This is a genomic window from Nostoc commune NIES-4072 (assembly GCF_003113895.1).
Classification (GTDB): domain Bacteria; phylum Cyanobacteriota; class Cyanobacteriia; order Cyanobacteriales; family Nostocaceae; genus Nostoc; species Nostoc commune.
Genome location: NZ_BDUD01000002.1, coordinates 132,353 through 157,574, shown reverse-complemented (window position 1 = coordinate 157,574; position 25,222 = coordinate 132,353). Strand labels below are relative to the sequence as shown.

Here is a 25,222-nt window from a genome sequence, read left to right as displayed (position 1 = left end):
ACTCAGAGATATATACCTGTGAGCAGCAAGTAAACCTTTGCAATCGAAGAGTTTCGCAATCGGTAACATCGATTGGTTTACTAATCAATAAAAACACTTAGTATTTGAGGAGACACAACAATGAAAAGTTTGAAATTAGCAGCAGTAATTCTAGTATTTGGAATATTGACTTTTGCACCGAAAGCTGAAGCTAAAAACTTGTTAAATACTCGACAAGTAATAGCACAAGTTACCGACTCACAAACTGAAAATAAAAATGATACCGAAGAATACTTAAAACGGGCTTTTAAACGCTTGGAGTCGAAAGATTATCAGGGGGCAATTGAAGATTTTAACCAAATCCTGAAGATTGAACCTGATAATGCTTATGCTTACCTTGGTAGAGGATTAGGCAATTTTAGTTTGGAAGACTATCAAGCAGCAAAGATAGATTTTGACAAAGCTTTAGAAATTAATCACGATATTGCTTATGCTTATTATTTCCGAGGTTTTACAAACTTTGCTTTAAAAGACAAACAAGGTGCGATCGCAGATTTACAGAAAGCATTCAGACTCTTTAAACAAGAAGGTAATCAGGAATTTGCCCAAAAAGTAACCGACGCAATTGAGAAGATACAGGAGAGTTAAACGCTACCCCAAACCCGATTTGTTTGAAAAATCGGGTTTGGTGAACCTTTAGAGAACAGCCAAATCATCACGAAATCAAAAAATGACCTTTTTACACTTAATCCCTAAACTGGCTCCGGCTTTTATCATTATTGTGGCTACTATCTCAATGCCTTTAAATTTATTAAGGGCAAATAAGGTATTAGCGCAAACTGTAAATACCCAAGCGCCATCCTACCAGCAACTGCAAAAAACCCTTATTGCTCAAAATCCAAACGAAGCAGCGCTAGAAGTTTCTGAAAGAGGTCGTACCCGTGCATTGGTGGATTTATTGGTAAAGCGCTTATCGCCAACAGATGATTTATCTGTTTCTCCATCAATTATCAAAATTAAACAAGTTGCCAAACAACAAAACGCTACACTTGTTGAATATTCAATTATAACTGATGAGTTGAACCTTGGAGGTAAACGCCAAACTCAAGAATTAGAACTGTATATTTGGGCAGTCAAACCTACAGGTGAAATCATTTTTCGTAGCGTTGATCTGAAACCTCTGTGGCAGAAACAAAAAACATCTTTAACTAATTTAATAACCAGTAGTCGTCAGTCGATTGGTGTCAGCCGGGGAAATGTTAAAGGCTTAGTTATACATAAGGGAAAATCTAGAGGAGATAATCGCTTAACAGAAAAATTGCAAAAATTACATCAACTATTAATTCAACCCATTGCAGACGTTTTACCAACTAAACCGGATGATAAAATTATTTTCATTCCTCAAAATTCGCTGTTTCTTGTTCCCTTCGCGGCGTTACCAGATGCAAAGGGTAAATACTTAATTCAAAAACATACCATTTCCACCGCTCCCTCGATTCAGGTGCTGGATTTACTTTATCAACGACAGCAGCAAATTCAAGGTGTAGCTAAGGAGGTGCTTATAGTCGGTAATCCCACCATGCCCAGCATAGCGCCGAAGCCTGGAGAAAAGCCGCAGAAACTAAGTCCGCTAACGGGTGCAGAAGAGGAAGCAAACGAAATTGCTCGTCTTTTCAATACCCAAGCACTTACAGGTGATGTAGCAACCGAAACTACAGTTAAACAGCGAATGTCCCAAGCTAGAATTATTCACTTTGCAACACAAGGTATTCTTGAGTTTGAGGGAATGAGTATCCCTGGTAAACTAGCTTTTGCACCGTCGAGTCAAGATGATGGTTGGTTGAAATCTGAAGAAGTTATGAATTTGAAGCTGAATGCAGAGTTAGTTGTTTTAAGTAGTTGTGATACAGCTTTAGGCAAAATTACTGGAGATGGAGTTATTGGGTTATCTCGCTCTTTCTTTAGCGCAGGTGTGCCTAGTGTCGTTGGTTCTTTGTGGAGTCCGGCGGACAGAGAAACTGTGTTGCTAATGACTAAGTTTTATGAAAATCTAAGTAAAAACCCGCATAAAGCTTCTGCCCTGCGTCAAGCGATGTTAGCAACGATGAAAAAGTATCCAAATCCTAGAGATTGGGCGGCTTTTACTCTGATTGGCGTGTCCTAATGGCATATTTTTGTGGTACGTAGTAAGCACTTTTTAAGCACGCTTTATGCTTACTACAAACCTCAATTTACTTTTCAACTGTGAGATTTGCATAACCTTTTAGTAGCGTTTTGAAACTTCTGATTTTGTAGGTAACAATATGAAAACTATACATTATCGCCGAATTAGCTTAACCGTATTTACCACTCTTACCTTAATTATTTCATTTATACCCGCCAATTTTCTACTAGTATTTCAATCCCCGTCAGTATCGGCTCAAACTGCAAATAGTGAGGCACTATCTTTAGTAAAGCTTGGTGATTATTATAAGGAACTCAATAACATACCACGAGCAATAGAATTTTATCAGCAGGGTTTAGCGATCGCAAAGGCTAATAAAGACCAATCAACAGCAGTGTCTATTTTAAAAGCCCTGAGCGAGGTTTACCTCAGTCAGGAAGATTATGCTGCTGCAATTGATGTTTCTCGGCAAGGTTTAGCACTCGCTGGAGAAATTCTAGACAGTTCGGCAGAAATGAAATTTCTCGACTATCTGAGTCGAGCTTACTATTTAATAGCTGATTATGAACAAGCAATTAAATACAGTCAGCAACATTTAGCTAGCGCACGAACAGCTACATTTAGTGGTCAATTTATTCAGAATCATTTAACGGTCACACGAAGAGGTAAAAGCGTTAGTGATGAAGCTCAGGCACTCATGACTCTTGGTAACATTTACTATCAAAAATCTGAATACGATAAAGCAATTGATTACTATCAGCAATTCTTGTCCATTGCTCGCTCCCAAAAACAACGGCAAGGAGAGGGGCAAGTACTGGGAAATATAGGACTAGTTTACGCCTCGAAAGGCGAGGCTGCTAAAGCGATTGACTATTTTGAAAAGGATTTGGCAATTCAGCGAGAATTTCGCGATCGCCTCGGTGAAAGTCAAACATTAGGATATTTAGCCAGTGCTTATAGTCGGCTTAAAAACTATAGTAAAGCTGTTGAATATTATCAGCAAAGTCTACTAATTGCGCGAGAAGTTAAATATACCAGAGGAGAAGCAATAAACCTGTACAATTTAGGCTTGACCCTTGCTCTATTTGGTAAACTCCCAGAAGCAGAGAAAAGCTTACGGGATGCGATTGATGTTCATGAATCTCTACGGAAAAAATTAGGTAATAATGATGCCTATAAGGTGTCAATTTTTGAGCAGGAAGCAAAAATTTACCAAGGACTGCAACAAGTGCTAATCGGGCAGGAAAAAAATAACGAAGCTTTGGAAGTTTCTGAGTGGGGACGCGCTAGGGCATTTGTGGATTTATTAGCTAGACGCTTGTCTACCAATGGTAAAGGTGTTACCACAAGCGAACCTGTTGTTGATAAACCGACATTACCGTTGTTACAGAAAATCGCCAAACAGCAAAACGCAACCTTAGTTCAATACTCAGTTATTGGTGACGACAAATCAAAACTCTACATTTGGGTAATTAAGCCGACAGGTGAAGTTACTTTCCGCGAATCTGACCTCGAATCCCTCTTGCAAAAAGAAAATACAACTTTAGCAAAACTCGTTACTACCAGCCGCCAATCTATCGGTGTCAGGGGTGGTATTATAGCCAGTGAAAATCTTAACCAATTAAAGCGGCTGCATGAATTGTTAATCAAGCCCATTGCAGACCTTTTATCCAGCAATGAGAATAACCGTGTTATCTTCATTCCCCAAAGTTCCCTATTCCTCGTTCCCTTCCCAGCGCTGCAAGATGAACAAGGCAAATACCTAATTGAAAAACACACCATCCTCACCGCGCCATCAATTCAGGTTTTAGATTTAACCCGTAGACAACGAGGCGCAGAAACTACAACTTCTCTAGAGAATGCCTTGATTGTTGGTAATCCTATCATGCCGAAAGTGGTGTTGGAACCTGGACAATCCCCTGAACAATTAAAAGATTTACCGTGGGCAAAAAAGGAAGCTCAAGACATTGCTTCACTGCTAAAAACTGATGCAATTACAGGTAAGCAAGCCACCAAAGCAGCAATAGTCAAAAAAATGCCTTCTGCGCGAATCATTCATCTAGCAACGCATGGATTACTTGATGATAACCGAGGATTGGGAAGTGCGATCGCTCTTGCACCCTCCGGTAATGATAACGGTTTACTCACCGCCGAAGAAATCCTGAATCTCAAGCTCAATGCAGATTTAGTTGTCCTCAGCGCTTGCGACACCGGACGCGGACGCATTACTGGTGATGGTGTCATCGGCTTATCTCGCTCTTTAATTAGCGCAGGTGTCCCCAGTGTCATTGTCTCCTTGTGGGCAGTTGATGATAATTCCACATCTTTTCTGATGACGGAGTTTTATAAAAATCTGCAACAAAAGCTTGACAAAGCTACGGCATTAAGAAAAGCCATGCTGACAACAATGCAAAAATATCCCGAACCAAAATATTGGGCTGCATTTACCTTAATCGGCGAGTACTAGGGTTCGTGGTAAGCACAAAGCGTGCTTTCTTAAGGGCTTCAGCCCTTACTACAAACCTGACTACAAAATAATCTTTTAATCAAAGAAAATAACATGATGAAACGCATTACATCTGGCATTTTATTAACTGGTTTTGTTTGGTCTGGCTTGGGTATGTTCTCCCTTCCACCACAAGTTAGCGCAGTTGCTCAAACCCAAGAGGATGGTGATTTATTTTACCTTTATAAAGGACAACGCATTCCCCTAAACCAACGGCAAGATACGATCGCAGTTGCCTTTAAAAAAGTGGCAACTCGTGATCTTGCGGCTACTCCCCTGTACCTCCAACTTCAAAAAGACCTCCAGGGTAGTATTCGCGCCATTACTCCGCCAAGGGTCAGTCCTTTGGGCGAGAATTATGCTGTGGTCAGTCTGCCAATGGGAACCAGAGATATTGTGCAGCAGAACATTCAACAGCAAGCTTATGTACAAACTACCCTACCCGTGCTAAGTCGCAGTCAACGCCGAGAAATTATTATTATCCCTAACGAAATTATCATCAGCTTTGATGCCAAACTGACTGAGGCTCAGAGACAAACAATTTTACAGCAAAATAATTTAGCGATCATTCGTCCATTGCGCTTTAATAGCGATCGCTATATAGTCAAATCCACTGTCGCTACTGGCACAAAAATTCTCAATGCTGCCAACCAGCTAAACCAGGTCAAGGGAGTTACTTCTGCTGCACCCAACTTTATTCAATCTATTACTGACCAAAATCTCAAAACAGCTGCTAAACAAGTCGCTAATCTAAAAAATTCTCAGCAATTTTACAACCTGACTAAACAGAATACTGCCCCTGAATCTACCAGAGCTATTTCCCCGAAAACCAACTTCCTGGGATTGGCGTGGCATTTGGATAGCTTACCGCTCAAACAATGTCTGCAAGAGGAGGTATCTAGCTGGGAATCACTGCAAACTTGTCTGCAAAAACCAACTGTAGCGACAAAATCGGCTATGTCTCGCACAGATATGCGGGTTACAGATGCCTGGAAACGTAGCAACGGCGGACGCGGTGTCGTTGTGGCAGTCATAGATAGTTTAATTCAATGGAATCATCCTGATTTGGCAGATAGTTTGTATACAGTAAAAGCTGCTGATAAATGTCCAGGGGAAGTCCACGGTTGGGATTTTTCTGCTGGCGGTAATAGCAGCAACCCCTGCGAAAACGGCGATGCTGATACTCGTGTCAGCCCCGTAGAGTTGGCTATTCTCGGTGCAAAATTTCAAGATACCTTCCAATTATCTGATGCCAAATTAGTTCAGCAATACCCCCAAGAAGCGCTGGAGGTGAAGGAAAAAAATCCAGATTACTCTCTAGAGCAAATCGCTAGTGTTTTACGTTATGTTTTTCGTACTTATAAAATAGGTGGGGAATTTCACGGCACTTATGTGAGTGGAACTATTGCTGCTAAACCGCAAAATGGTGAAGGACTTGTGGGTGTAGCTCCCAATGCTCAAATTTTACCAGTGCGGGTATTTGGGTTGAATGGTAGTTATAGTCCTTCTGCATACATTGAAGCCATTGGCTATGCAGCCTCGCGCGGTGCTGATATCATTAATCTTAGCCTGGGTGGTAGTTTACCAACTCCGGGAGAAGAAGAGGCGATCGCACAGGTTCTCAAAGCACATCCTAAACTAGTAATTGTGGCTGCTGCTGGCAACGAAAATCTCAACCAAGTATCTTTTCCTGCTGCTTACACAGGAGTAGTTGCAGTTGGGGCAACTAATATTGTTGGTAATCGTGCGCCCTACAGTAACTACGGTAAGAGATTAGACCTAGTTGCACCCGGAGGCGACTTAGATACACCAGGATTGTTGGGTGGAATTCCTGCCACAGGCGGTACTTGGCTGAATGCCTTTTGGCAAGGTATCCCGAATCCTGAATCTCGTTGGTCTTCTGTGGTTGATCTTAAAGGTAAATATTGGTGGGTGCAAGGTACATCCTTTTCTTCGCCAGCTGTAGCGGGGGTACTTGCATTAATGAAAGGAGAAAATAGGGAACTTAGCAGAAAACGCTTGGTTAGTATCTTGAAATCTACAGCCAGTTATCAAGGGCTGAGTATTTCTGAAGAAGATACCAAATTATATGGTTCATTACGAAGTAAAGGTGCAGTCTCTTCCTCAGTTAAAGGTCAGCAGTACTTCTTTGGTAAAGGATTAGTCAACGCTGATGCGGCGGTACAGGCGGTGAAAAAGGCGCGATAAGAGGGTTATGGTTTGAATAAATTTCCACAACGCCAAAGGTTCGTTCACAAGTATTAAACTCATTTACAAGTCAAAAATATCTTGCGATCGCTGAATTTTCCGACACAACAAATGAGATATCTTGATTTTCAACGCTCTCACAATAATTAGCTCTATTTTCTAAGAATACCTTCGCCATTTTTTGTAGATTAGATTGGGTTTTGCTCAACCTACGACTAACCACCTACAACCGCAGGGCGGCCGCATCATGTCAATAAGCAAAGTCTATTCTCAATAGGCTTAAAAATAATGTCATTAACTCTTGCTTATTGCGAAAATTTTAGGCGATCGCTTTGGGGCTTAAAAAATAATTAAACCCGAAATCCTGATTTTTTGGTTTGTTCTTAACCCTCGTTGTAATCAAGAGTAATTTAGATGCGTTTGCCCTGCCTACAACCGTGGGAAAAATTCTACTCAAGTCTAATAAGACATCTTCAAATCCAGGAATCGCTACTGACTGATGGGGCAAAGATATCTGCTTGCTGAGATAATTGAATTCACCTTGAGCATTTTGATACGGTTGGCTGTAACGCTCAAGCTGGCGAACATTTAAGTTGACAATCCAATAATCAGCAATTCCTGCTTCTGCGTAGATTTCTAACTTTGTTGTTTGGTCGTAATTTAGGGTTGAGTCTGAAATTTCAATCACTAAAAAAATATCTTCAGGATAGGGATGATGGGGAAGATAGTCAGTCTCATTTCCTCGTGCGATCGCTACATCTGGTTCAGGTTCACTATCTGATGGTAGTATGATTGGCTCTTGACAACGCACAACAACCCGATCGCCTAGCAATCGATCCAGTTGTCTACAAAGTCGAGTTGTGCAAAATGTATGAGGTGTGCCTTTGGCTACCATCTCAATTAGTTCTCCGCGAATCAATTCAATGCGATCGCTCTCCTTGAGAAATTCCAGTTCAATCAGCCGATGATATTCGTCAATAGTGAATCGCTTTGGTGTGACAACGTTCATGGGACATCACCGATTTAACTGTTATGTACTTTCCAGTTTACCATCTGTATCCATTGGCTATTGCCCATCTTGCGATCGCTAATTTTTCTTGTAAAACGGGTGAGACACCTTGATTTACAATACACTCACACCCGGATTTGTCACAAACCAAGCTGTTGACCATCGCTTTTGTTGACTCTTGCACAGTAAATCTAATTTGCATATCCTTCAGCAGGTGAGAGATATATCTCCTTAGACTTCCTGCTTTACCCCTAACTCTAAAATCTATGCGCGATCGCAAACTTAGTTTAACTGCATTGACCACTCTCATCTTGACTGTTTCACTGCCGATTGCAAATTTGCCTCCACTATTCCAAGCGTCGCAGGTATTGGCGCAAACACCAGCAGACCACAAAGTTGAAGCAGACCGACTGTTTCAGCAAGGTAATGAGCAGTTTCATAACAGTCAATATAAAGAAGCATTACGTAAGGATTCAGGTCAAGGGGTATTGACAAGTGTGACATCTAAGGCGGACTATCACAATTATGGAAAAAGACCTGCCTCTGAAACTAGAGCGTGAAACCCTTCTCCAGTTGGCTCCGGAACAACTGGTGGATATCATTGTCGAGCAGGCGATCGCTACAGAGAAACTAAACTCCAGAATTTTAAAACTAGAACAAGAACTAGAGAAACTCAAGGTCAGTAGAGAAATAGAATAGTAAAACATCATCGAAACCACCATCGGGAGATATCCTCAAAAAAACAGAGAACAAGCAGCAGGATAAACTTCTTGAGAGTGAGGCTCCGAAAAGGAAACCAGGAGGACAACCAGGGCATCGAGGAAAAACGCGCTCTGGTTTTGGCAGAGTAGATCGTTATGAAATCTTACGTCCAGAAGATTGTGTTTATTGCGGTCAAAAAGCATTTGCGACCGTGGCAGTAAAAATAGAAAAACAGTCTGTAGCGCAATTAGTGGAACGTCCCATTGAAATAGTGGAGTATCAACGTCAGACGTGCGTGTGTGAATGCTGTGGAAATATACAAACAGCCTCATGGTCGCCAGATATCGTTCCAGGGCAAGATTTAGGAGTTAGATTACAGGCGTTCTTGGGATGGGTAAACAATTATGCACACATGCCCTATGAAAAACAGCAAGAAATGTTGTGGGAACTGGGGCAAATTGAAATTGGGTTAGGAACTTTAGTCGCCACCAATGAACGAATTACTCAAGCAATTGAACCAAGCATTATTGAATTAAGTAATTGGGTAAAACAAACCCAACCTAACATCCATGTAGATGAAACACCTTGGTCAGTCAAAGGAATCAAAGAATGGTTGTGGGTAGTTGCTAATTCTGATTTCTGTTTATTTACAGCAGCTGATACTCGCTCACGATCCGAATTAGAAACAATTTTAGGGGCTAAATATACAGGGGTACTCAGCAGCGACGATTTTAGTGTTTACAATGGTTATGCAGTGGCTGACCAACAGAAATGTTTGGCTCATCTACGTCGTCACTTCAAAAAACTAATTATACTTCCAGGTCTTCACAACCAAGCTATCGGTGAAGCTTTTGTTGATTTAATTGATGAAGCTTTTAGCAGTTATGCTCTTCGGGTTTAAGACTCTTGATTCAAGTAGTTATAACGATTGGGTCAATCAATTCAAATCCAAGTTGCACTCCTCGCTCAATCAGTGGATTGACAAAGCAGGAGCTACAGCTGGCCACCTTTTACGTTCTTTGCGTGATAAAGCAAGTCAATGGTGGTATTTTCTTGACAATCCTGAAATCCCTCCTGATAACAATCAGGCCGAGCGATCGCTGCGTTTGGCTGTGACCAAACGTAAGGTTAGTGGTGGTTCCCGATCAATGGACAGGTTTAAACACACTGCCCATCTGTTGACGGTAGTGCAAACCTGCCGTCGTCAAAGTCGGTCTGTGATTGATTTTTTTGCACAAGCACTGCTGGCTAATTCCAATAATTATTTGTCTGTCCCATCCCTGCTTCCTAAATATTAGACCTGAATCCTTACATGAAAACGATATTCTCGTCCGAGATTTTGGACAACAGCAATATCTGGTTCTGGTTCAGAGTTATTAGGTAAGGTAATCGGACTGTCTTGGCGGACTTTAGCCTGATCACCTAATAATTTTGCTAAGTATTCTCCAGCTTCATTTCTAGAATAGGCGTGGGGTTCCCCTTCTGCGAAGATTTCAACTATTTCTCCTCTCAATAACTCAACCTGGCGATCGTCTAAAATGCCCGCCTTAATCATGTGGTGGTATTCTTCCAAAGTCCATTTTGCTGCGGTTACTGACATTTAGTTTACCTCCGGCGTGCAGTATAAATTGCATCTTGCCCCACTACTCAAAATTGTATTTCAGACCGAATTTCTCTATTAGTTCATGTCAGGCGATCGCTTTTAACTAGCTGCCGAGAGTCAAAACGATTCTCTAATAGCGAACTGGTAAAATTTACATTTATATCTAAAATATATAGCAACGAAGCGGAAGATTTATAAAAATGTTGGTTTTTGCATAACCTCAGACAACCCAGAGATACAATCCTTTAAAGCAACTTCAGCCAATATATAAATAAAATCATAATGTCTAACATTAAACGTCGTCATCTTCTCCAATTTTCCGCTTCCACTCTCGCAACATTGGGTTTAAGCCAGTTGAATATTATGCAGCAGGGCGAACGCATGGCCCAAGTCCTCGCCCAAAGTCCACCCCGTAAACTAGCGCTACTGGTGGGCATCAATGAGTATTCTGGTACAATTTCAGCTTTAAAAGGTTGTGTAAATGACGTAATGTTGCAGAAAGAATTATTAATTTACCGCTTTGGCTTTAAATCAGAAGATATCCGCATCTTGACCGATAAACAAGCTACCCGTCAAGGTATTCTCACAGCCTTTGAAGAACATTTGATTAAACAAGCGAAACCTGGAGATGTAGTAGTATTTCACTTTTCCGGGCATGGTTCACGGGTAGAAGATCGCGATCGCGATTCCCCAGATGGATTCAACAGCACTTTTGTACCCATAGATAGCCAATTACCGCCAGGATATCCGGTTGTTGGTGGCGCAGTCCAAGACATTATGGGACACACGCTGTTTTTATTGATGTCTGCACTGAAAACAGACAACATTACAGTTGTGTTAGATAGCTGTCATTCTGGAGGTGGGACACGGGGAAATTTGCGGGTGCGATCGCGTGATGGTAGTTCACTCCTCCAACCGAGTCAAGCGGAACTCGATTATCAGCAACAATGGTTAAAAAAACTCGGACTTTCACAACAACAATTTATCGAACGCCGCAGAAAAGGAGTTGCTAAGGGAGTGGTCATTGCCAGCGCCAAACGTGAACAATACGCCGCCGATGCAGCTTTTGATGACTTTTATGCCGGAGCCTTTACCTACTTATTAACTCAATATCTATGGCAGCAAAGTGGCAATGAACCTGTGAATAGAGCGATCATCAATGTAGCTCGGAGTACAAAAATTCTAGCTAGAGAGCAAGGAAACTTTCAAGATCCACAATTAGAAACAAACTTTAGCAAAGAAAATACCAACGCACCGATCTATTTCTCTTCCTTTTCGGCTCTCCCAGCAGAGGCTGTGGTCACTCAAGTCAACGGAGACCAAGTGAAATTGTGGCTCGGCGGCATAGATTCACAAAGGTTGGAAGCGTTTAAAAAAGATATGATTTTAACCGTCTTAGATCCTAAAGGCGGTGAAAGAGGATTGGTAAAGTTAGGTGATCGCCAAGGATTAATTGCCAATGGTAAACTACTAACGACTGCCAGGGCACAAATCCCAATCCAACCAGGAACTCTATTACAAGAACGTATCCGCAGCATTCCCAACAGTTTAACTTTAAAAATTGGACTAGATAACTCCTTAGATAAGAATACTACCCAGCAGGCAACACAAGCATTACGAGTAATCAATCGCATTGAACCCAAATCCTTGGGAACTTTGGAGGTGCAATATATTTTTGGGCGCATGACTGAGGCAAAACATCAACAATTACAGAAACAACTAATAGTTAATCTCCCCACCGTAGGTAGTTATGGTTTATTTTTACCCAGTCAAGACCAAATAGTTCCGGCCTCTTTTGGTAAGAATAACGAAACAGTAACTGAGGCAGTAAAGCGGTTGCAACCCAAGTTAAAATCCCTGTTAGCAGCCAGAACTGTCAAGCAAATAATGGGAAATACTAACACCTCCCAGATTGCAGTCACCGCATCGATGAATATCGCCAACAATAACGAGTTACTTGCTGAAACTTTCACGATTCGCGGTGCTGTAAACAAACAAACTGGAGAGACAAATAAACCAGTGCCTGCACAACCGATCAATTATTCTGATTCTGGTATAGCCAAATTACCAATAGGAACTGAGATTACTTTCCAAATTGCAAATAACGAATCTAGTTCTCTCTACGTTAGTATTTTGGTAATTGATGCACAAGGAGAAATGACAGTCATCTTTCCCAATAATTGGTCAGCCTCAGAAGATGCAGCATTAATAGAAGCTAAACAAAAACGGGTAATTCCCCAGGTTGATGATGGATTTAAACTCACCATTGGTGACCCTTTGGGAATATCTGAAGCCCTGATTGTTGCTAGTACAACACCTCTGCGAACTTCTCTCAAAGCATTGCAAACAATTGCTAAGTCAAGGGGACTAGAAAATCGTAGTGCGCCTGTTGCCATTCCTAATGAAGTGTTAGATATTACCAATAGTTTGCTTTATGACTTAGATGCAGGGACTCGTGGCGCCATTAATGTCGAAGGGATCGCACTTCCTGATGGAGTTCGTGGTATTGATACCAAAAAACTGGCAGCAATGGCGATCGCATTTGAGGTGGTTGCTGCTACCAGTAGTTAGCTATTTTCGGCACAATCTCTATGTTTACCGACACTTTTCTTGGGGTACAACTTTTACCCAATTGACCTCAATAGCTTTTGGGCAATACCTACACTAAAGCTATTTTACCAGAGAGGCAATCTCTGTGATTAATAGGCGTGAGCTTTGTGAAGAATGACCTACACCACCACCACCCAATCGCACACCACAGCCGTACAGCCGCCTCCAAAGTTAACCCAAACCTGCCACTGCCCCAGATATCCATTCCAGTAAGGCTCCCCATCAGCAACACCGATAGCTTTGCCGATTGTGGAGACTAGCTGTTGGTAGAACTGACCAGTGCTGTCCAAACCTTGCTGCAATTTCAGCTTTAGCCCCTTCCATCCAAGAATCGCAATATTTTCTGGGGTATGTGGTGCTGTGTCACTGAGTGGTGTTGCTCTTACTATATTATTAGTGCCTGACACCACTTCAGTATTGTGGAATATGGACAGTGATGTTGTGTCAATACCTGGTGTTTGTAACTTTATATTATTCGTGACTGACACCGACTCACTTTGAAATAATTCATCCCGATTGAACCACTGCCCAAAAATCGAATCACGCTGATCATCAACAGGCACGAATTGATAAACGCACTCCCGGTTTTCACGCTTACCCAACCGACCAACGTAATTCAATTTCAAATCAATTTTGCCAAGTAGTTTCTGAGCGATCGCTATCGGAGTCAGTTTTTCCGAGATACTAACATTCAAGTAATTCTTGATAACGTGCCGATGCTTTACAGCCAGCACTTTAAACTCCAGCATCTTCTCATCAGACCCCCGCAACTGAACGTCTGGCGTAAGAAACCGCAACAGATTCAGATTTTCTAATAACAACATAGCAGGTAATAACTGGCCCTTGTTAAAATCTGGTTTCCAAACCGAATTCTCCCCTAATTCCAATTGTGCCTTGGCCCGTGAGTGCATCACGGGTTGTCAGAAATTCCCGCCCCAGTGTCAAATAATAGTGCATCCTCCGTTTGGGATACCAGCCGTGATCATTCTTATGTAGGATAGAAAACCAGCGTCCGCAATTCAATACTTTCTCTAGCTGGGGCATCTGGTGGGCTTGTTGGGTCATCAAACCCAGTATGAGCAGCAAACCTCGCCCGTCCGTCCATACCGCCATAACTGTTGAGCGCAAACTGTCGGCTGATTGCGAAACAGCATGAAACAGACTGAATTCGGCTTAAATTTGAGGTGTGATTAAAATGGGTTGTAAATACAGATAAAATATTATTAATCACTTCCAATTAATTCTTAATAACCTAATTGAATGACTCGATTTGTACATGACGAATTTGCCAAAGATTATCTAGAAGAACTATTAAAACCTTATGGGGAAGTAAAGTCATCATCAAAAATATCAGGAGAGATCAAAGAAATTGATGTGCTATTTACTCCTTTAGCACAGCAAAACTCTAATTTAGAAGTGCTAGGGCTACTTGGAAGATTTACAGAGTTTCCAGCAATATTAGAACCATTTCGGAATGCCGCTTCTGGTGACGAAATTTGTGATTGTATTCAAAAATTATTAGAAGTAAAAGCTCTATTGCGACGAGACGCTAAAGCGAATAAAACCAAACTTCAGGAGTCAGATATTCCGAAACTATGGGTTCTTAGTCCAACTGCATCCCCGGCACTATTATCAAGCTTTAACGTTAATCAGAAATCCGGGTGGTTGCCAGGAGTATACTTTTTAGGTGATGCTCTACGTACAGCAGTTGTTGCTATTCACCAACTACCACAAACACCGGAAACGTTGTGGTTAAGAATTCTTGGCAGGGGAAGTGTGCAGTCACAGGCAATTGTGGAATTATCAAAGCTACCATTGAATCACCCATACAAGCAAGCAACGCTAGAATTAGTTTACAACCTGCGCCAGAATTTAAGAGTCAATCAAAATTTAGAATCAGATGACAGGGAGTTAATTATGCGATTAGAACCACTTTATCAGCAAGACCGTGAAAGAGCAAAACTTGAAGGGAAACAAGAAGGGAGACAAGAAGGAAAACAACAAGGGAGACAAGAAGGACAACAGGATTTAATTATACGTCAGCTAAATCGTCGTCTTGGTGAAATTGATGCATCTTTGATTGAACGAGTTCGAGGATTATCTATTGAGCAATTGTCTATTCTAGGAGAGGCGTTATTAGATTTTTCTGTAGTGGCGGATTTAGAAGCTTGGTTGAACCAGCAAGCCGGATAACAGCATGACCTAGATATCTATCCCATAGAGCATGGTAGTATTTGGAGTATTTATCCTGGCTTTTAAAATGGCAAGAACCGTGTTTCCATCATCATTTTATTGCGACTGTGGACATAAATCGTATTTCTTTGAGAATACCGTCTCTGAGATGGAAAAAATGAGCAGAACAAAACTTGTCACTTTAAGCGACGGACAAGATAACAAACACACAATTGTTTTTTTCAATGGCTTGGCAAGAGAGATTATTTGCCCCAAACTCAGAATCTGCACAATAACCGACTCAGAGTAATGGAATTGAAGGAATAGTGTACTACTCTGATCTACACCGCTACCAACCAATCACAGAACACGGATTTGCACCCCGAAGCGAAGTTAACCCAAACCTGCCACTGCCCCAGATACCCATTCCAGTAAGGCTCCCCATCAGCAACACCGACAGCCTCCCCGATTGTGGAGACTAACTCATTGTAGAAGGAGCCAGCGCAATCCATGCCTTGCTGCAATTTCAGCTTTAGCCCCTTCCAGCCTTGGGTTACAGGACTTTCAACCTGATTTAATGAAAGGGGGTTTGATTGGGATGTGTCAGTCAGTTGTGTGGTTATATCTATATTATTAGTGGCTGACACCAAATCAGTATTTTTGGGGATTAACTGTGAGGTGGTGTCAATGACAGGTGTGGTTATATCTATATTATTCATGACTGACACCGAATCCCTTTTAGTTGCTTCATCCCGATTTAACCATTGCCCAAAAATCGAATCACGTTGATCATTAGGGGCAACAAATTGATAAACGCACTCCCGGTTATCTCGTGATCCAAGCCGACCTACATAACTCAGTTTTAAGTCAATTTTCTCCAACAACTTCTGTGCGATCGCTATCGGAGTCAGTTTTTCCGATATGCTGACATTCAAGTAATTCTTGAGAACGTGCCGATGCTTTAGTGCCAATGCTTTAAATTCCTGCATTGCCTCGTCAGAAGAGCGTAACCGAACGCCTGGCGTAAGCAACTGCAACAGATTCAGTTCTTCTAACAACAGCACCGATGGCAACATCTGCCCCTTGTTAAAATCTGGTTTCCAAATCGAATTTTCCCCCGCTTCTAACTGCGCCTTAGCTCGTTTAGCATCACGAGTTGTCAGAAATTCCCGCCCCAGTGTCAAATAGTAGTGCATCCGCAACTGAGGATACCAGGCGTCGTCATCTTTCTCGACCAAATCAGGCGTAACTTCAACTTCATAACGACGGGATAATTCAGCCTTGCGCTGCTGATGTCGTTCGGTTTTCGTTTTCGCCCTTGTGTCTTGCAGCTTCTTGAGTTCGGCATCAGAGAGTTCATCAGAATTAGCGATCGCTTTACACTCCACAGCATACAATTCAACAGACGCGGCTTTAACCGACTCGATAACTGCCCCACTCTCATCATCATCAGCATCGTCAGCATCGATAACGGTGTAGCCATCTTCGACCAAACCCGCAAGCACAGACTCTCGATAGCGCCGCATCTCAACGTTGATTACAGAACCACGCTTACCCCAAGTCTGCAATGACTCTGGCTGGAAGTTCTGGTCAATAAAGCTGTAATCGTCATTATCTGCCGCCGACAACAGCGCAATGTTAGCCCTCGTTGCAACGTGTTGACTTCCTAGTTGCTGCCCACTTGTAAAGGACTTAAAGTTGAAAAAACCGGAAATTGACAAGGAGCAGTTGTAGCTAAACTAGAAGCAAAAATCTTTCTTATGCAAAAAAGGCGAGTGGGTGATCGCTATTTTATATCTATAAAAACTCTTTTAGTTATGCTGTGAAGGTGTTTCTTTGACACACAACCTCAAACAAAGCTATTTTGGCAGAAAATTAAACGCTTTTTTATGTAGGAGTGGTATTTGATCATGAACCAGAGACTAACTACAGAGCAACTAACGCAAATCGTCGCTGAAGTCGGAAACCTGCAAACACGAAAAGAAGCAGAAATTGAACCCGAACAAGTCAAGCAAATTTTACAGGAATTAGGTTTACCACCGGATTTGCTAGATGAAGCGCTGGTTCAAGTGCAGCGTCGGCAAGTTTTGAAAGTACAGGAAAAACGTAATCGGACAATTGCTATTGGGGTCATTGCTGCTATAGCGATCGTCATTATGGGTACTTTATTTAGTATTCAACAGCATAATTCTACTCTTGAACGGGTTTCTACTCAAAGAAACCGGATTACTCTCACTCAAGATGATGGTAGTGACCTGAGAAATATCTCACGCCAGAACAGCCCAGAAGTCTTTTATCGTGTGACCTTAAAAGATGCACCCATAGGTCAAAAGCTAGATTTAACATGCAATTGGATTAATCCTAATGGTGAAATTGTCAAGCAAAATCGCTATCAAACCCGTGAAATTGACAAATCCATCTGGGATACTCAGTGCCGTTATATCATCGGTTCTGCATCGACTCCAGGTAAGTGGAAGGCGCAAATATTTCTCCAAGGTCGCCAACTTAGCGAAACAGAATTTGAAGTGAAATAGTATGGAAAATATGCCGCCGCGCGAAAAGATAAATCAGCCTCAGCAATTTATTGGATATTGGGGTTATGGTTCTCGATGCGAGTTAGAAGCGCGGCTAAGTATTATCAAAACGCTGCATACTACCTCTGACCAGTTATCTGATCTCGACTTGCTAACCGAGAATAATTATCCTATTTGGAATGTTGCTCATATTGGTTTTTCGCAACAATCAATCTTGCCAATTCATCATCCAGAAAGAATAGCTGCTATATCTGCATCTGGAATATTTACTTATTTAAACTCTGATATTTGGGTAAAATTACAGCGAAGCGATCGCTTAATTTTAGGACGAGAACCTTTTGGAAAAGTCCCCCTATATTGGATGCAACAAGGACAAGTCATTTGGTTTGCATCCCGTCTGCAACTGCTGTTGAAAGTTGTTGAAAATCCTGAAGTCAACATTCCGGCTTTATACGGTTATTCTTGTTTTTCTTATGTTCCCAATCCCCTAACGCCAGTGAGTCAAATATTTGCAGTTCCGGCTGGAGAGGAATTAGTCTGGCAAAGTCAATCTGAGTCACAAAGGCTTTGGGCGCCAATTTCTCAACGTTTATCACAATGGTGTGAAGCAGGTGTGCAAATAAAAGATGAAACAACGGCTGTCAAACAACTACAAGCTCTGCTTCAACAAGCTGTTGAAAGGCAAATTTCTGACTTAACAGATGAGCCTGTAGGCGTTTTTCTCTCTGGGGGATTAGATTCTTCTGTTGTCGCCGCCTTACTGGTGCAAGCGGGGATAAAGGTGATTGGTTATACCTTGGATTTTGGGAAGGCAGGTATTTCTGAATCTCTTTATGCCGAAATTGTCGCCCAACATCTGCAAATTCCTTTGGTAAAAGTTGATGCCAATCCTCATCAAATCCAGAAGGCTCTGATTTCGACTGTACAGGCGCTAGATTTGCCTTTTGGCGATGGCGTAACAGTTCCGTTGTTTCTTTTAGGACAAAGGGCTAGCCAAGATACTAGGGTGATTTTTAACGGCGAAGGTGGTGATCAATTGTTTGCAGGTTGGACGAATAAACCTTTAATCGCAGCAGGAGTTTATCAAAACGAAAATCTCTCTATTCAAGAAAATTTTATCCAACAATATCTCCGCACTTTTCACCGTCTTTGGGGTTACGAAGCTCAAATTTACCAGCCACATATTTATGATCAGATCCAAAATTTACATCCAGAAGATTGGATTGCAGAAGCACTTGACCCTGAGTATTGTACAGCCGTTTTGCATCGGTTGCGCCGTGCCAGTTTGATGTTGAAAGGGTCACAAAATATACATCCGCGTGCCACTGCTTTAGGGTTTGCTCATGGGTTGTTTGTGCGATCGCCTTTCTGCGATTTACCATTGGCTGAGTGGACGTTTCAAGTATCTGGAGAACTCTGTTTGCAGGGAGTTTGTGAGAAATACATCCTCAAGCGAGCCGTAGAAAACTTATTACCCTCAGAAATTGTTTGGCGACAAAAGCGTGGTATGGGAGTTCCTTTAACCTCTTGGTGTTTGAATGAGTTTTGGAATCAGATTGGTAAGTGCTTAAATCCTGGCAAACTTCGTGTAGAAAACCGCTTTTCTCCCCATCTTGCAGCACAAATTGTTGGTGGAAAGTTAGGTGCTACTATTCAAGGTCGTCGGATTGGTGAAATTTTATGGTTGCTGATTATGTGGCAACTTTGGCGAGTCTATGTTTTTAGTGAAGAATCGGGTCAAGAATCTTTTGATCATCCATTTTGGATACCACAAAAGCTATGGAGATTTCAGAAAAAATGGCAAGCTTAGAAACAAGTTATGAGTTAGGAGTTGAAAGTGAGAAATTCCATTCTTCATCTAGTTATGAACTTGCTGAAGAGTTACTAAATACTTATGATTCACCTCTCTACATTTACCAAGCTGACATCTTAAATCAAACCATCACACGCATCACTGAGGCTTTTTCTTATCCTCAGACTCAATTTCGCTTTGCGAGTGTTACCAATGGCAATATTTCACTGCTGCAAATTTTTCGCGCCGCAGGTTGGGGACTACACGCTAATACCCCTGGGGATATTTATCTGGGATTACAAGCAGGTTTTTCAGCAGAACAAATTGTATACAGTGGAAGTAATTTAAATCGTGTCGAGATGGAACAAGTCTTAAATTGGGGTGTCAGAACTCTCAATTTGGATAGTATTTCTCAGTTACAACTTTGTTGCGAAGTCTATAAATCTCTTACTCCTGGATTCGCACCTCGTCTAGGCTTACGTCTGAACTTACCAGAAATTACTGGTGATAGCCGTATTGGTGTACGTCTAGAAGAATTTGCTGATGCGATCGCAGTTACTCATCAAGTAGGATTAAAACTTAGTGGGTTGCATTTTTATCGAGGTACTGGTACTAATGCCACAGCAGCCTTTACCAATGTAATTAATCAGGTAATAGCCACAGCAAAACTTTTACCTGATTGGGAATATCTAGATTTTGGCGGTGGTTTTGGCTATCCATATCATCATGATGGTGCAGCTTTTAACTGGGAAACTTTTGGTGCAGATTTGAGCGATCAAATCAGTCGTTTAGGAAGAAATATTGAGTTAGTTATTGAACCTGGACGATCTGCGATCGCTGGTTGTGCTACTCTACTTGCCAAAGTAGTTTCGGTAAAATGGCAATCAGATAAACAAATTATTGGCGTAGATACTACCGTTGCTAATCTCTCTGTTCCCGCAGTACATGGCGGTTATCGAGAAATTGTCGCGTGGAAAGAATCAAAATCCAAAACTTACTTGACAGATGTCTGTGGAAACACAACTTATTCACGAGATTATTTAAGCCGAAACTGTTATTTACCTGCGTTAGCAATTGGCGATATTATCGGTATTTTAGATGTTGGCGCTTATGGTTATGCGATGTCATCACACTTTTTACATCGTCCTAAACCTGCGGAAGTGTTGTTAGAAAATCATGTACATCGTTTAATTCGTAAACGGGAGGAATATAATGTTTTGTTGAACAATCAAATATTCAATTGAAGAAGGAATAATGCATCATTATATTAATCAACAATTAAATTCTCAAAATAACTACCATGAAATGTATTCAATGTGGCACTGATAATAAGCTAAAAGATAGAACAGATAATCAAGGTCGTTGTAAAAACTGTCATCATCCGTTTGTTTTTGAACCAACTAGTATGACAGTAATTAGATTTACTGATCCTTTTTTTGCTAAAGCGATCGCAGATATTTCTGCTAATCATACGCTATTTTTTACACCTAAGCAGTTTTTTTATCTGATTGATAAAAGATTGCGAACCAAAAACCAAACTTCATTGGGATTTTTAGTGATACTTGTCAGTGTATATAGCTTTTTTGTATTTGGATATTTGGCTATAGCAGCAATTATTATCGCCATTTTTTACAATCAAATGCGCTCGATGAAGCGCTCTTATTCCCAGCGTGAAAAATCAGCTAAAACTTTAAGAATATTGGGAATAATTACTTTGATAGCAGGGATTATTTTTAGTTTAGCTATCAATTCATTTAGCTCATTTGCATTTAGTGTAGCTATAGGAATGTTAGCTATTTATTTAGGTACTCGAGAATTGGCGCAACCTACTAATAACGCCCAAAAACTTACAATTAGTGATAGCCAATTTCAGGGTTGGCTAACATCTTGGATACAGGTTAACAATCGAATTAATAAAATTTTACCTCCCCCTCAAGAAGAAAGCATACCTATTACTATCAATCCTGATGTCACTGCTTATAGTTTTGATAGGTTAGTGGTTTGTGATAATGCAGCAGTTGCCCAAATGTTAATCGCTAATAACTTTCATTTTGAAAATAACTGTGCCATTCTTAGTATCACTGGTTATCCCCAAAATATTTTTGATACTACCATGCAAATGCTGCGTCGCAATCCTGATTTAAAAGTATATGCATTGCATGATTGTAGCGCCAAAGGAATGAATTTACTTAATCAACTCCGCACTAGCCCGAAGTGGTTTAAAGATAGCGATATCACTATTATTGATGTGGGATTATTACCACGCCAAATTCTGGCTGCAAGTCGGAGTATGTTCATTCAAGCTTCTCCAGAATCAACTGAGGCGGCTTTTCGATTGTCACCAGAAATTCGTCAGAGTTTATCGGCTGAAGAATTAGCATGGCTGGAATCTGGTAATTTTGTGGAATTAGAATCATTTAGTCCTCAAAAATTGATTCAAATTCTCAATCGCGGCATAATCAATAGTCGGACTTTAGATAACGATGACAGCAGCTTGATTTTAGTTGGTGATTCTGGAAGTTATACCGGAAGTTCTATATATGCTGTCGAAAGCTTTGGTTAATTTTTCACCAGCCCCTACCCTTCTCCTTGCTGCTTCACCACGGCGCTGTCTCTTTGTTGTAGCGACTAGCGTGGTGCATAAAACACAGAGAAGGAAATTTTTTTTCGTTTTTTTTCGAGGATTAACAGCTAACAATTAGGAGGAAATTGCTGCTATGAAATGTATTAAATGCGGAAGTAATAATAATCGAAGAGACTGGAATAAAAATTATGGTAATTGTAAAAAATGTGGTCATCATTTTGTATGTGAACCCGGTACCGGTAGGTATACTTATAGGAAGTTAACAGACCAACTTTTTGCTAATGCGATCGCTCATATTTCTGCTAATAATACTCTATATTTCACTGTCGCTCAACTTGAATATTTTGTTACCAGACAACTCATATCAGATATCAAACCGAGGATTACAGAGTCCCGAAAGTGGAGGATTAAGAAGATTAACTTGACTTCCTGCCTATCTATTAGTTTACTTTTGTTTTTTGTGTATGCTATCTTGAATGTTGTTACAAGATTGATTATCACTAATTTTGTTGTATTTGATCTAAGATTTTTCTTCTTTTTGGTTACTTCTTTGTTAACTTGCACTTTAAATATTAAATCTTCAGATTATTCATCAGAGTATGATAAAGTTAGGAGCGAGCGAATTCAGAGTAATCCAACAACCCAGCTAATTAAAGATGTACTTGTGATCATTATAGGAGTTGTCTTCAGCCAGTTACTTTATTATGCTGACAATAATTCATCATTTTTTTGGTTAGCGATAGCCGCAATATTATTAGGGAGATATCTCTCGATTATTTCTATGTATTTAGGTGATATAATCGCAGGCAATCGTGTTATCACAACAGTTACTCAGCAAATAGATAACCCTGGATGGTATGAGAAAGCAACTGTTAACAATTCCATAGACAAGTGGGAGAAAACTAATGGAGTGATTGAAAAACTACTTCGCGCTGATACTTCTCGACAAACTACAAGAGTTATAACTCCAAATTCTGATATTACTGCTTACAGCTTCGATAGGTTGGTAGTGTGTGACAAGGATAGTATTGCACAATTTCTCATCGCTAATAATTTTCATTTTGAAAGGAATTGCGCCATTCTCAGTATTAGTGGCTATCCCCAGAATATCTTTGAAATTACTATGCAAATGCTGCGGCGCAATCCTGATTTGCAAGTCTATGCACTGCATGATTGTAGTCCTCAAGGAGTCAGCCTAGTTTATCAATTGCGTACTGATGCGCGATGGTTTAGAGATAGCGATGTGACAATTTTTGATGTTGGTATATTGCCACGTCAAGTATTTAAGGGTCACAAAATATGGATTACAAGATTAAAAGAATTAGCGTTACAAGCTAAAAGTTTACCTACAGAAATTCAGCAGAGTCTCAACACTGAAGAACTCAAATGGTTAATGGAAGGTAATCGTGTTGAACTAGAATCTTTCCAGCCACAAAAATTGATTCAAATACTAAATCACAGTATGGCTACAAATCAACATTTAGCTCTTGATGAACAGAGTTTGATGATTGCAGATGAAAGTACAAATATTTATTTGTATGCAGCTGAAAGTTTTGGTTAGAACGCTCATTTTCGATTTACTTGCAACCAAATTTCTAAACTAACAAGTAACCACAGCTTTACACCATAACGACTCCAAGTATCGCCTTGATAGTTTAACCAATTGCGAATTGGTAATTGGTTAAAATAAGGAGCGATCGCTGCATTACGATTAAGCAATAAATCTCTGGCTTCTTTTTGCCAATATTTGCGAAATCCTAACTGTACTGGTACCATCATCCCACTTTTAGGACGATGAATAATGCTCTCTGGTAAAATATCTGCAATCGCTTGTTTTAAAACTGCTTTTTCTGACACTCCCGAAAGCTTATACTCTGGAGGAATTGTCATGCTTAAATGTACGACTCGCTGATCAAATAAAGGAGAACGACCTTGCAAATCTGCGGCTTGAGTCAAATTACTTACTTTGGTAAGAATTTGGTCAGCACCTTTAAATTTAATATTCATTGCCATTAACCGATTCAGATAGCTGGCTTGAGAATATAAATCTTCTTCAAAAATCCAAGGTGCTGTTTGTATTGCTGTCAAAACTTCTGGTTTTAAAAGTTGGGGTAAGTCAGCAGCGCACTTTTGAAAAGAAATTAAATAAGCTTGTAATGAATCTTGATTGGTGACAGAGCCATATAAACTATTAATCAACATTGGCTGATTTTTTGGCCCACCAAAACAGGGGTCGCCACCTTCACCATTTAAAACTACTTGTACACTTTCTCGTGCTAGTTGTCCCAGCAAAAGATTAGGAATAGTTAATGGGTCGCCAATGGGGTCATCTAAATACGCCATTGTTTGGGGTAAACGTTCCCACATATCCGCAAAAGTAATTTCTAAAATGTGATGCTGTGTTTGGCAATGAGTTGCAACGAGACTGGAAAATTCTAATTCATTGGGACATTCAGCGCCAAAATGAATTGAGAAAGTATGGACTGGAGAACTATGGAATTTTGCCGCCAAAGCAGTGATGCTGCTAGAGTCTAAACCACCTGAAAGAAAAACCCCAACCGGTTCGTTTTGTGGTGGTAAATATTCTTGAATAACTTGGTTTAGCAGTTCTCGCAAGCGATCGCCATGCCATACTAAAGGTTGATCTATGGCTGTAATCTGTTCTTGCAACTGCCAATAAGTTTGAACCTTCTCGTCAGGAAATTGTAAAACGCTTCCAGGTCGCAGTTCCCGCACCTGTTCCCAAAGCGTTCTTTCTCCTGGAACAAAAGCACAACAAAGGTAATCTCGCAATGCCACCAAATCCAAATCAGAAGAACGATAAGGTGATAAAGTTCTTAATTGAGGCGCAATCCAACGAACCGCACCAGTATTAGTGTAGTAGAGAGTGCGGCTACCGATGCGATCGCGAATCAACTGCAACACCTGTTTTTCCCGATCCCAAACCACTAGTGCAAACATTCCCACAAGTTGCTTAAGACTTTCATTACCCCATTGTTCCCAAAGATTAGCAACTAGTTGCAGATAATTTCCTCCAAAGCTATCTGGTTCAATTCCCAACTGTTCTAGCAACTGCACTTGGTTAGTTAACCAAATATCACCAACAACAACAAATTGTTTTTCAGAACTGATTGCTAATTTCTCTGCCAGAAATCCAGAAACGGTGCGTGGTAAAATCACCAAAAATTTTTCATCTCGCCAAGCTATGTCTTCATAACTTGCATTAACTTCTCCCCAAGCTACGCGCCAAGTCGGGTTAGGATTGATCAATAAGTTTTGAGAAGATTTACGGCTTTTAAAGGCATCAAATAGCATGGGGAATTTTTAACGCATAATAATTAATTTTGACTACAGTATGA

General features: G+C 40.7%; 16 protein-coding genes and 4 pseudogenes. 13 read left to right on the top strand and 7 right to left on the bottom strand.

Annotation, left to right across the window (positions count from 1 at the left end):
* Positions 1 to 120: 120 nt before the first annotated feature.
* From CDC33_RS32990 to CDC33_RS32975, 4 genes are all read left to right on the top strand, one after another.
* Complete coding sequence (locus CDC33_RS32990; RefSeq protein ID WP_109012886.1) at positions 121 to 627, top strand: tetratricopeptide repeat protein; 507 nt, start codon at positions 121 to 123, stop codon at positions 625 to 627.
* Between the two features lie 82 nt (positions 628 to 709).
* The gene (locus tag CDC33_RS32985) at positions 710 to 2,143 is read left to right on the top strand and encodes a CHAT domain-containing protein (protein ID WP_109012885.1); all 1,434 of its coding nucleotides are present in this window, start codon (positions 710 to 712) and stop codon (positions 2,141 to 2,143) included.
* A gap of 139 nt (positions 2,144 to 2,282) precedes the next feature.
* A complete protein-coding gene (locus tag CDC33_RS32980) occupies positions 2,283 to 4,610 on the top strand; it encodes a CHAT domain-containing protein (RefSeq protein WP_109012884.1) in 2,328 nt (775 codons plus the stop codon).
* A 93-nt stretch (positions 4,611 to 4,703) separates the two neighbouring features.
* Positions 4,704 to 6,857: a S8 family serine peptidase gene (locus CDC33_RS32975; protein WP_244919466.1), complete on the top strand. Its 2,154-nt coding sequence runs from the start codon at positions 4,704 to 4,706 to the stop codon at positions 6,855 to 6,857.
* A 439-nt stretch (positions 6,858 to 7,296) separates the two neighbouring features.
* Here the strand turns inward: CDC33_RS32975 and CDC33_RS32970 are convergent.
* Positions 7,297 to 7,866: pseudogene (locus CDC33_RS32970) on the bottom strand (Uma2 family endonuclease); the annotation flags it as partial.
* Positions 7,867 to 7,903: 37 nt separating this feature from the next.
* Positions 7,904 to 8,068 carry a hypothetical protein gene (locus tag CDC33_RS39415; protein ID WP_181374287.1) on the bottom strand — a complete coding sequence of 55 codons (165 nt, stop codon included), beginning with the start codon at positions 8,066 to 8,068 and terminating at the stop codon, positions 7,904 to 7,906.
* Positions 8,069 to 8,132: 64 nt separating this feature from the next.
* On the opposite strand from CDC33_RS39415, the gene CDC33_RS32965 reads away from it, so the two are divergent.
* Both CDC33_RS32965 and tnpC read left to right on the top strand, forming a co-directional pair.
* On the top strand, positions 8,133 to 8,426 hold the full coding sequence (locus CDC33_RS32965; RefSeq protein WP_109012882.1) for a hypothetical protein: 294 nt from the start codon (positions 8,133 to 8,135) through the stop codon (positions 8,424 to 8,426).
* Positions 8,392 to 9,866 (top strand): annotated as a pseudogene (gene tnpC / locus CDC33_RS32960) (IS66 family transposase). Before CDC33_RS32965 ends, tnpC begins: the two are co-directional and overlap by 35 nt.
* Positions 9,867 to 9,880: 14 nt before the next feature.
* On the opposite strand, the pseudogene CDC33_RS32955 reads toward tnpC, so the two are convergent.
* Positions 9,881 to 10,168 (bottom strand): annotated as a pseudogene (locus tag CDC33_RS32955) (Uma2 family endonuclease); the annotation flags it as partial.
* Between the two features lie 285 nt (positions 10,169 to 10,453).
* On the opposite strand from CDC33_RS32955, the gene CDC33_RS32950 reads away from it, so the two are divergent.
* Entirely contained in the window at positions 10,454 to 12,742 is a 2,289-nt protein-coding gene (locus tag CDC33_RS32950) for a caspase family protein (RefSeq protein WP_109012880.1), read from the top strand.
* A 158-nt stretch (positions 12,743 to 12,900) separates the two neighbouring features.
* Here the strand turns inward: CDC33_RS32950 and CDC33_RS32945 are convergent, their stop codons facing one another.
* Both CDC33_RS32945 and CDC33_RS32940 read right to left on the bottom strand, forming a co-directional pair.
* The gene (locus CDC33_RS32945) at positions 12,901 to 13,695 is read right to left on the bottom strand and encodes a hypothetical protein (RefSeq protein WP_146195900.1); all 795 of its coding nucleotides are present in this window, start codon (positions 13,693 to 13,695) and stop codon (positions 12,901 to 12,903) included.
* Between the two features lie 74 nt (positions 13,696 to 13,769).
* Positions 13,770 to 13,883 (bottom strand): annotated as a pseudogene (locus CDC33_RS32940) (CmcJ/NvfI family oxidoreductase); the annotation flags it as partial.
* Between the two features lie 158 nt (positions 13,884 to 14,041).
* Between CDC33_RS32940 and CDC33_RS32935 the strand changes: the two are divergent.
* Entirely contained in the window at positions 14,042 to 14,974 is a 933-nt protein-coding gene (locus CDC33_RS32935) for a DUF4351 domain-containing protein (RefSeq protein ID WP_109012878.1), read from the top strand.
* 320 nt (positions 14,975 to 15,294) lie between these two features.
* On the opposite strand, the gene CDC33_RS32925 is transcribed toward CDC33_RS32935, so the two are convergent.
* Positions 15,295 to 16,674: a hypothetical protein gene (locus CDC33_RS32925; RefSeq protein ID WP_181374286.1), complete on the bottom strand. Its 1,380-nt coding sequence runs from the start codon at positions 16,672 to 16,674 to the stop codon at positions 15,295 to 15,297.
* Between the two features lie 189 nt (positions 16,675 to 16,863).
* On the opposite strand from CDC33_RS32925, the gene CDC33_RS32920 reads away from it, so the two are divergent.
* The 5 genes from CDC33_RS32920 to CDC33_RS32900 all read left to right on the top strand — a co-directional run bounded on the left by CDC33_RS32920 (position 16,864) and on the right by CDC33_RS32900 (position 23,424).
* Positions 16,864 to 17,487 (top strand): DUF3859 domain-containing protein, encoded by a 624-nt coding sequence (locus tag CDC33_RS32920; RefSeq protein WP_109012877.1) that lies wholly within the window; start codon positions 16,864 to 16,866, stop codon positions 17,485 to 17,487.
* A 1-nt stretch (position 17,488) separates the two neighbouring features.
* Complete coding sequence (locus tag CDC33_RS32915; protein ID WP_244919465.1) at positions 17,489 to 19,297, top strand: asparagine synthetase B family protein; 1,809 nt, start codon at positions 17,489 to 17,491, stop codon at positions 19,295 to 19,297.
* Positions 19,285 to 20,523 (top strand): diaminopimelate decarboxylase family protein, encoded by a 1,239-nt coding sequence (locus CDC33_RS32910; RefSeq protein ID WP_244919464.1) that lies wholly within the window; start codon positions 19,285 to 19,287, stop codon positions 20,521 to 20,523. Before CDC33_RS32915 ends, CDC33_RS32910 begins: the two co-directional genes overlap by 13 nt.
* Positions 20,524 to 20,579: 56 nt before the next feature.
* The gene (locus CDC33_RS32905) at positions 20,580 to 21,842 is read left to right on the top strand and encodes a toprim domain-containing protein (RefSeq protein WP_109012875.1); all 1,263 of its coding nucleotides are present in this window, start codon (positions 20,580 to 20,582) and stop codon (positions 21,840 to 21,842) included.
* A 571-nt stretch (positions 21,843 to 22,413) separates the two neighbouring features.
* Complete coding sequence (locus tag CDC33_RS32900) at positions 22,414 to 23,424, top strand: toprim domain-containing protein (RefSeq protein WP_146195899.1); 1,011 nt, start codon at positions 22,414 to 22,416, stop codon at positions 23,422 to 23,424.
* A 5-nt stretch (positions 23,425 to 23,429) separates the two neighbouring features.
* Here the strand turns inward: CDC33_RS32900 and CDC33_RS32895 are convergent, their stop codons facing one another.
* A complete protein-coding gene (locus CDC33_RS32895) occupies positions 23,430 to 25,178 on the bottom strand; it encodes an asparagine synthetase B family protein (RefSeq protein ID WP_109012873.1) in 1,749 nt (582 codons plus the stop codon).
* Positions 25,179 to 25,222: the final 44 nt, after the last annotated feature.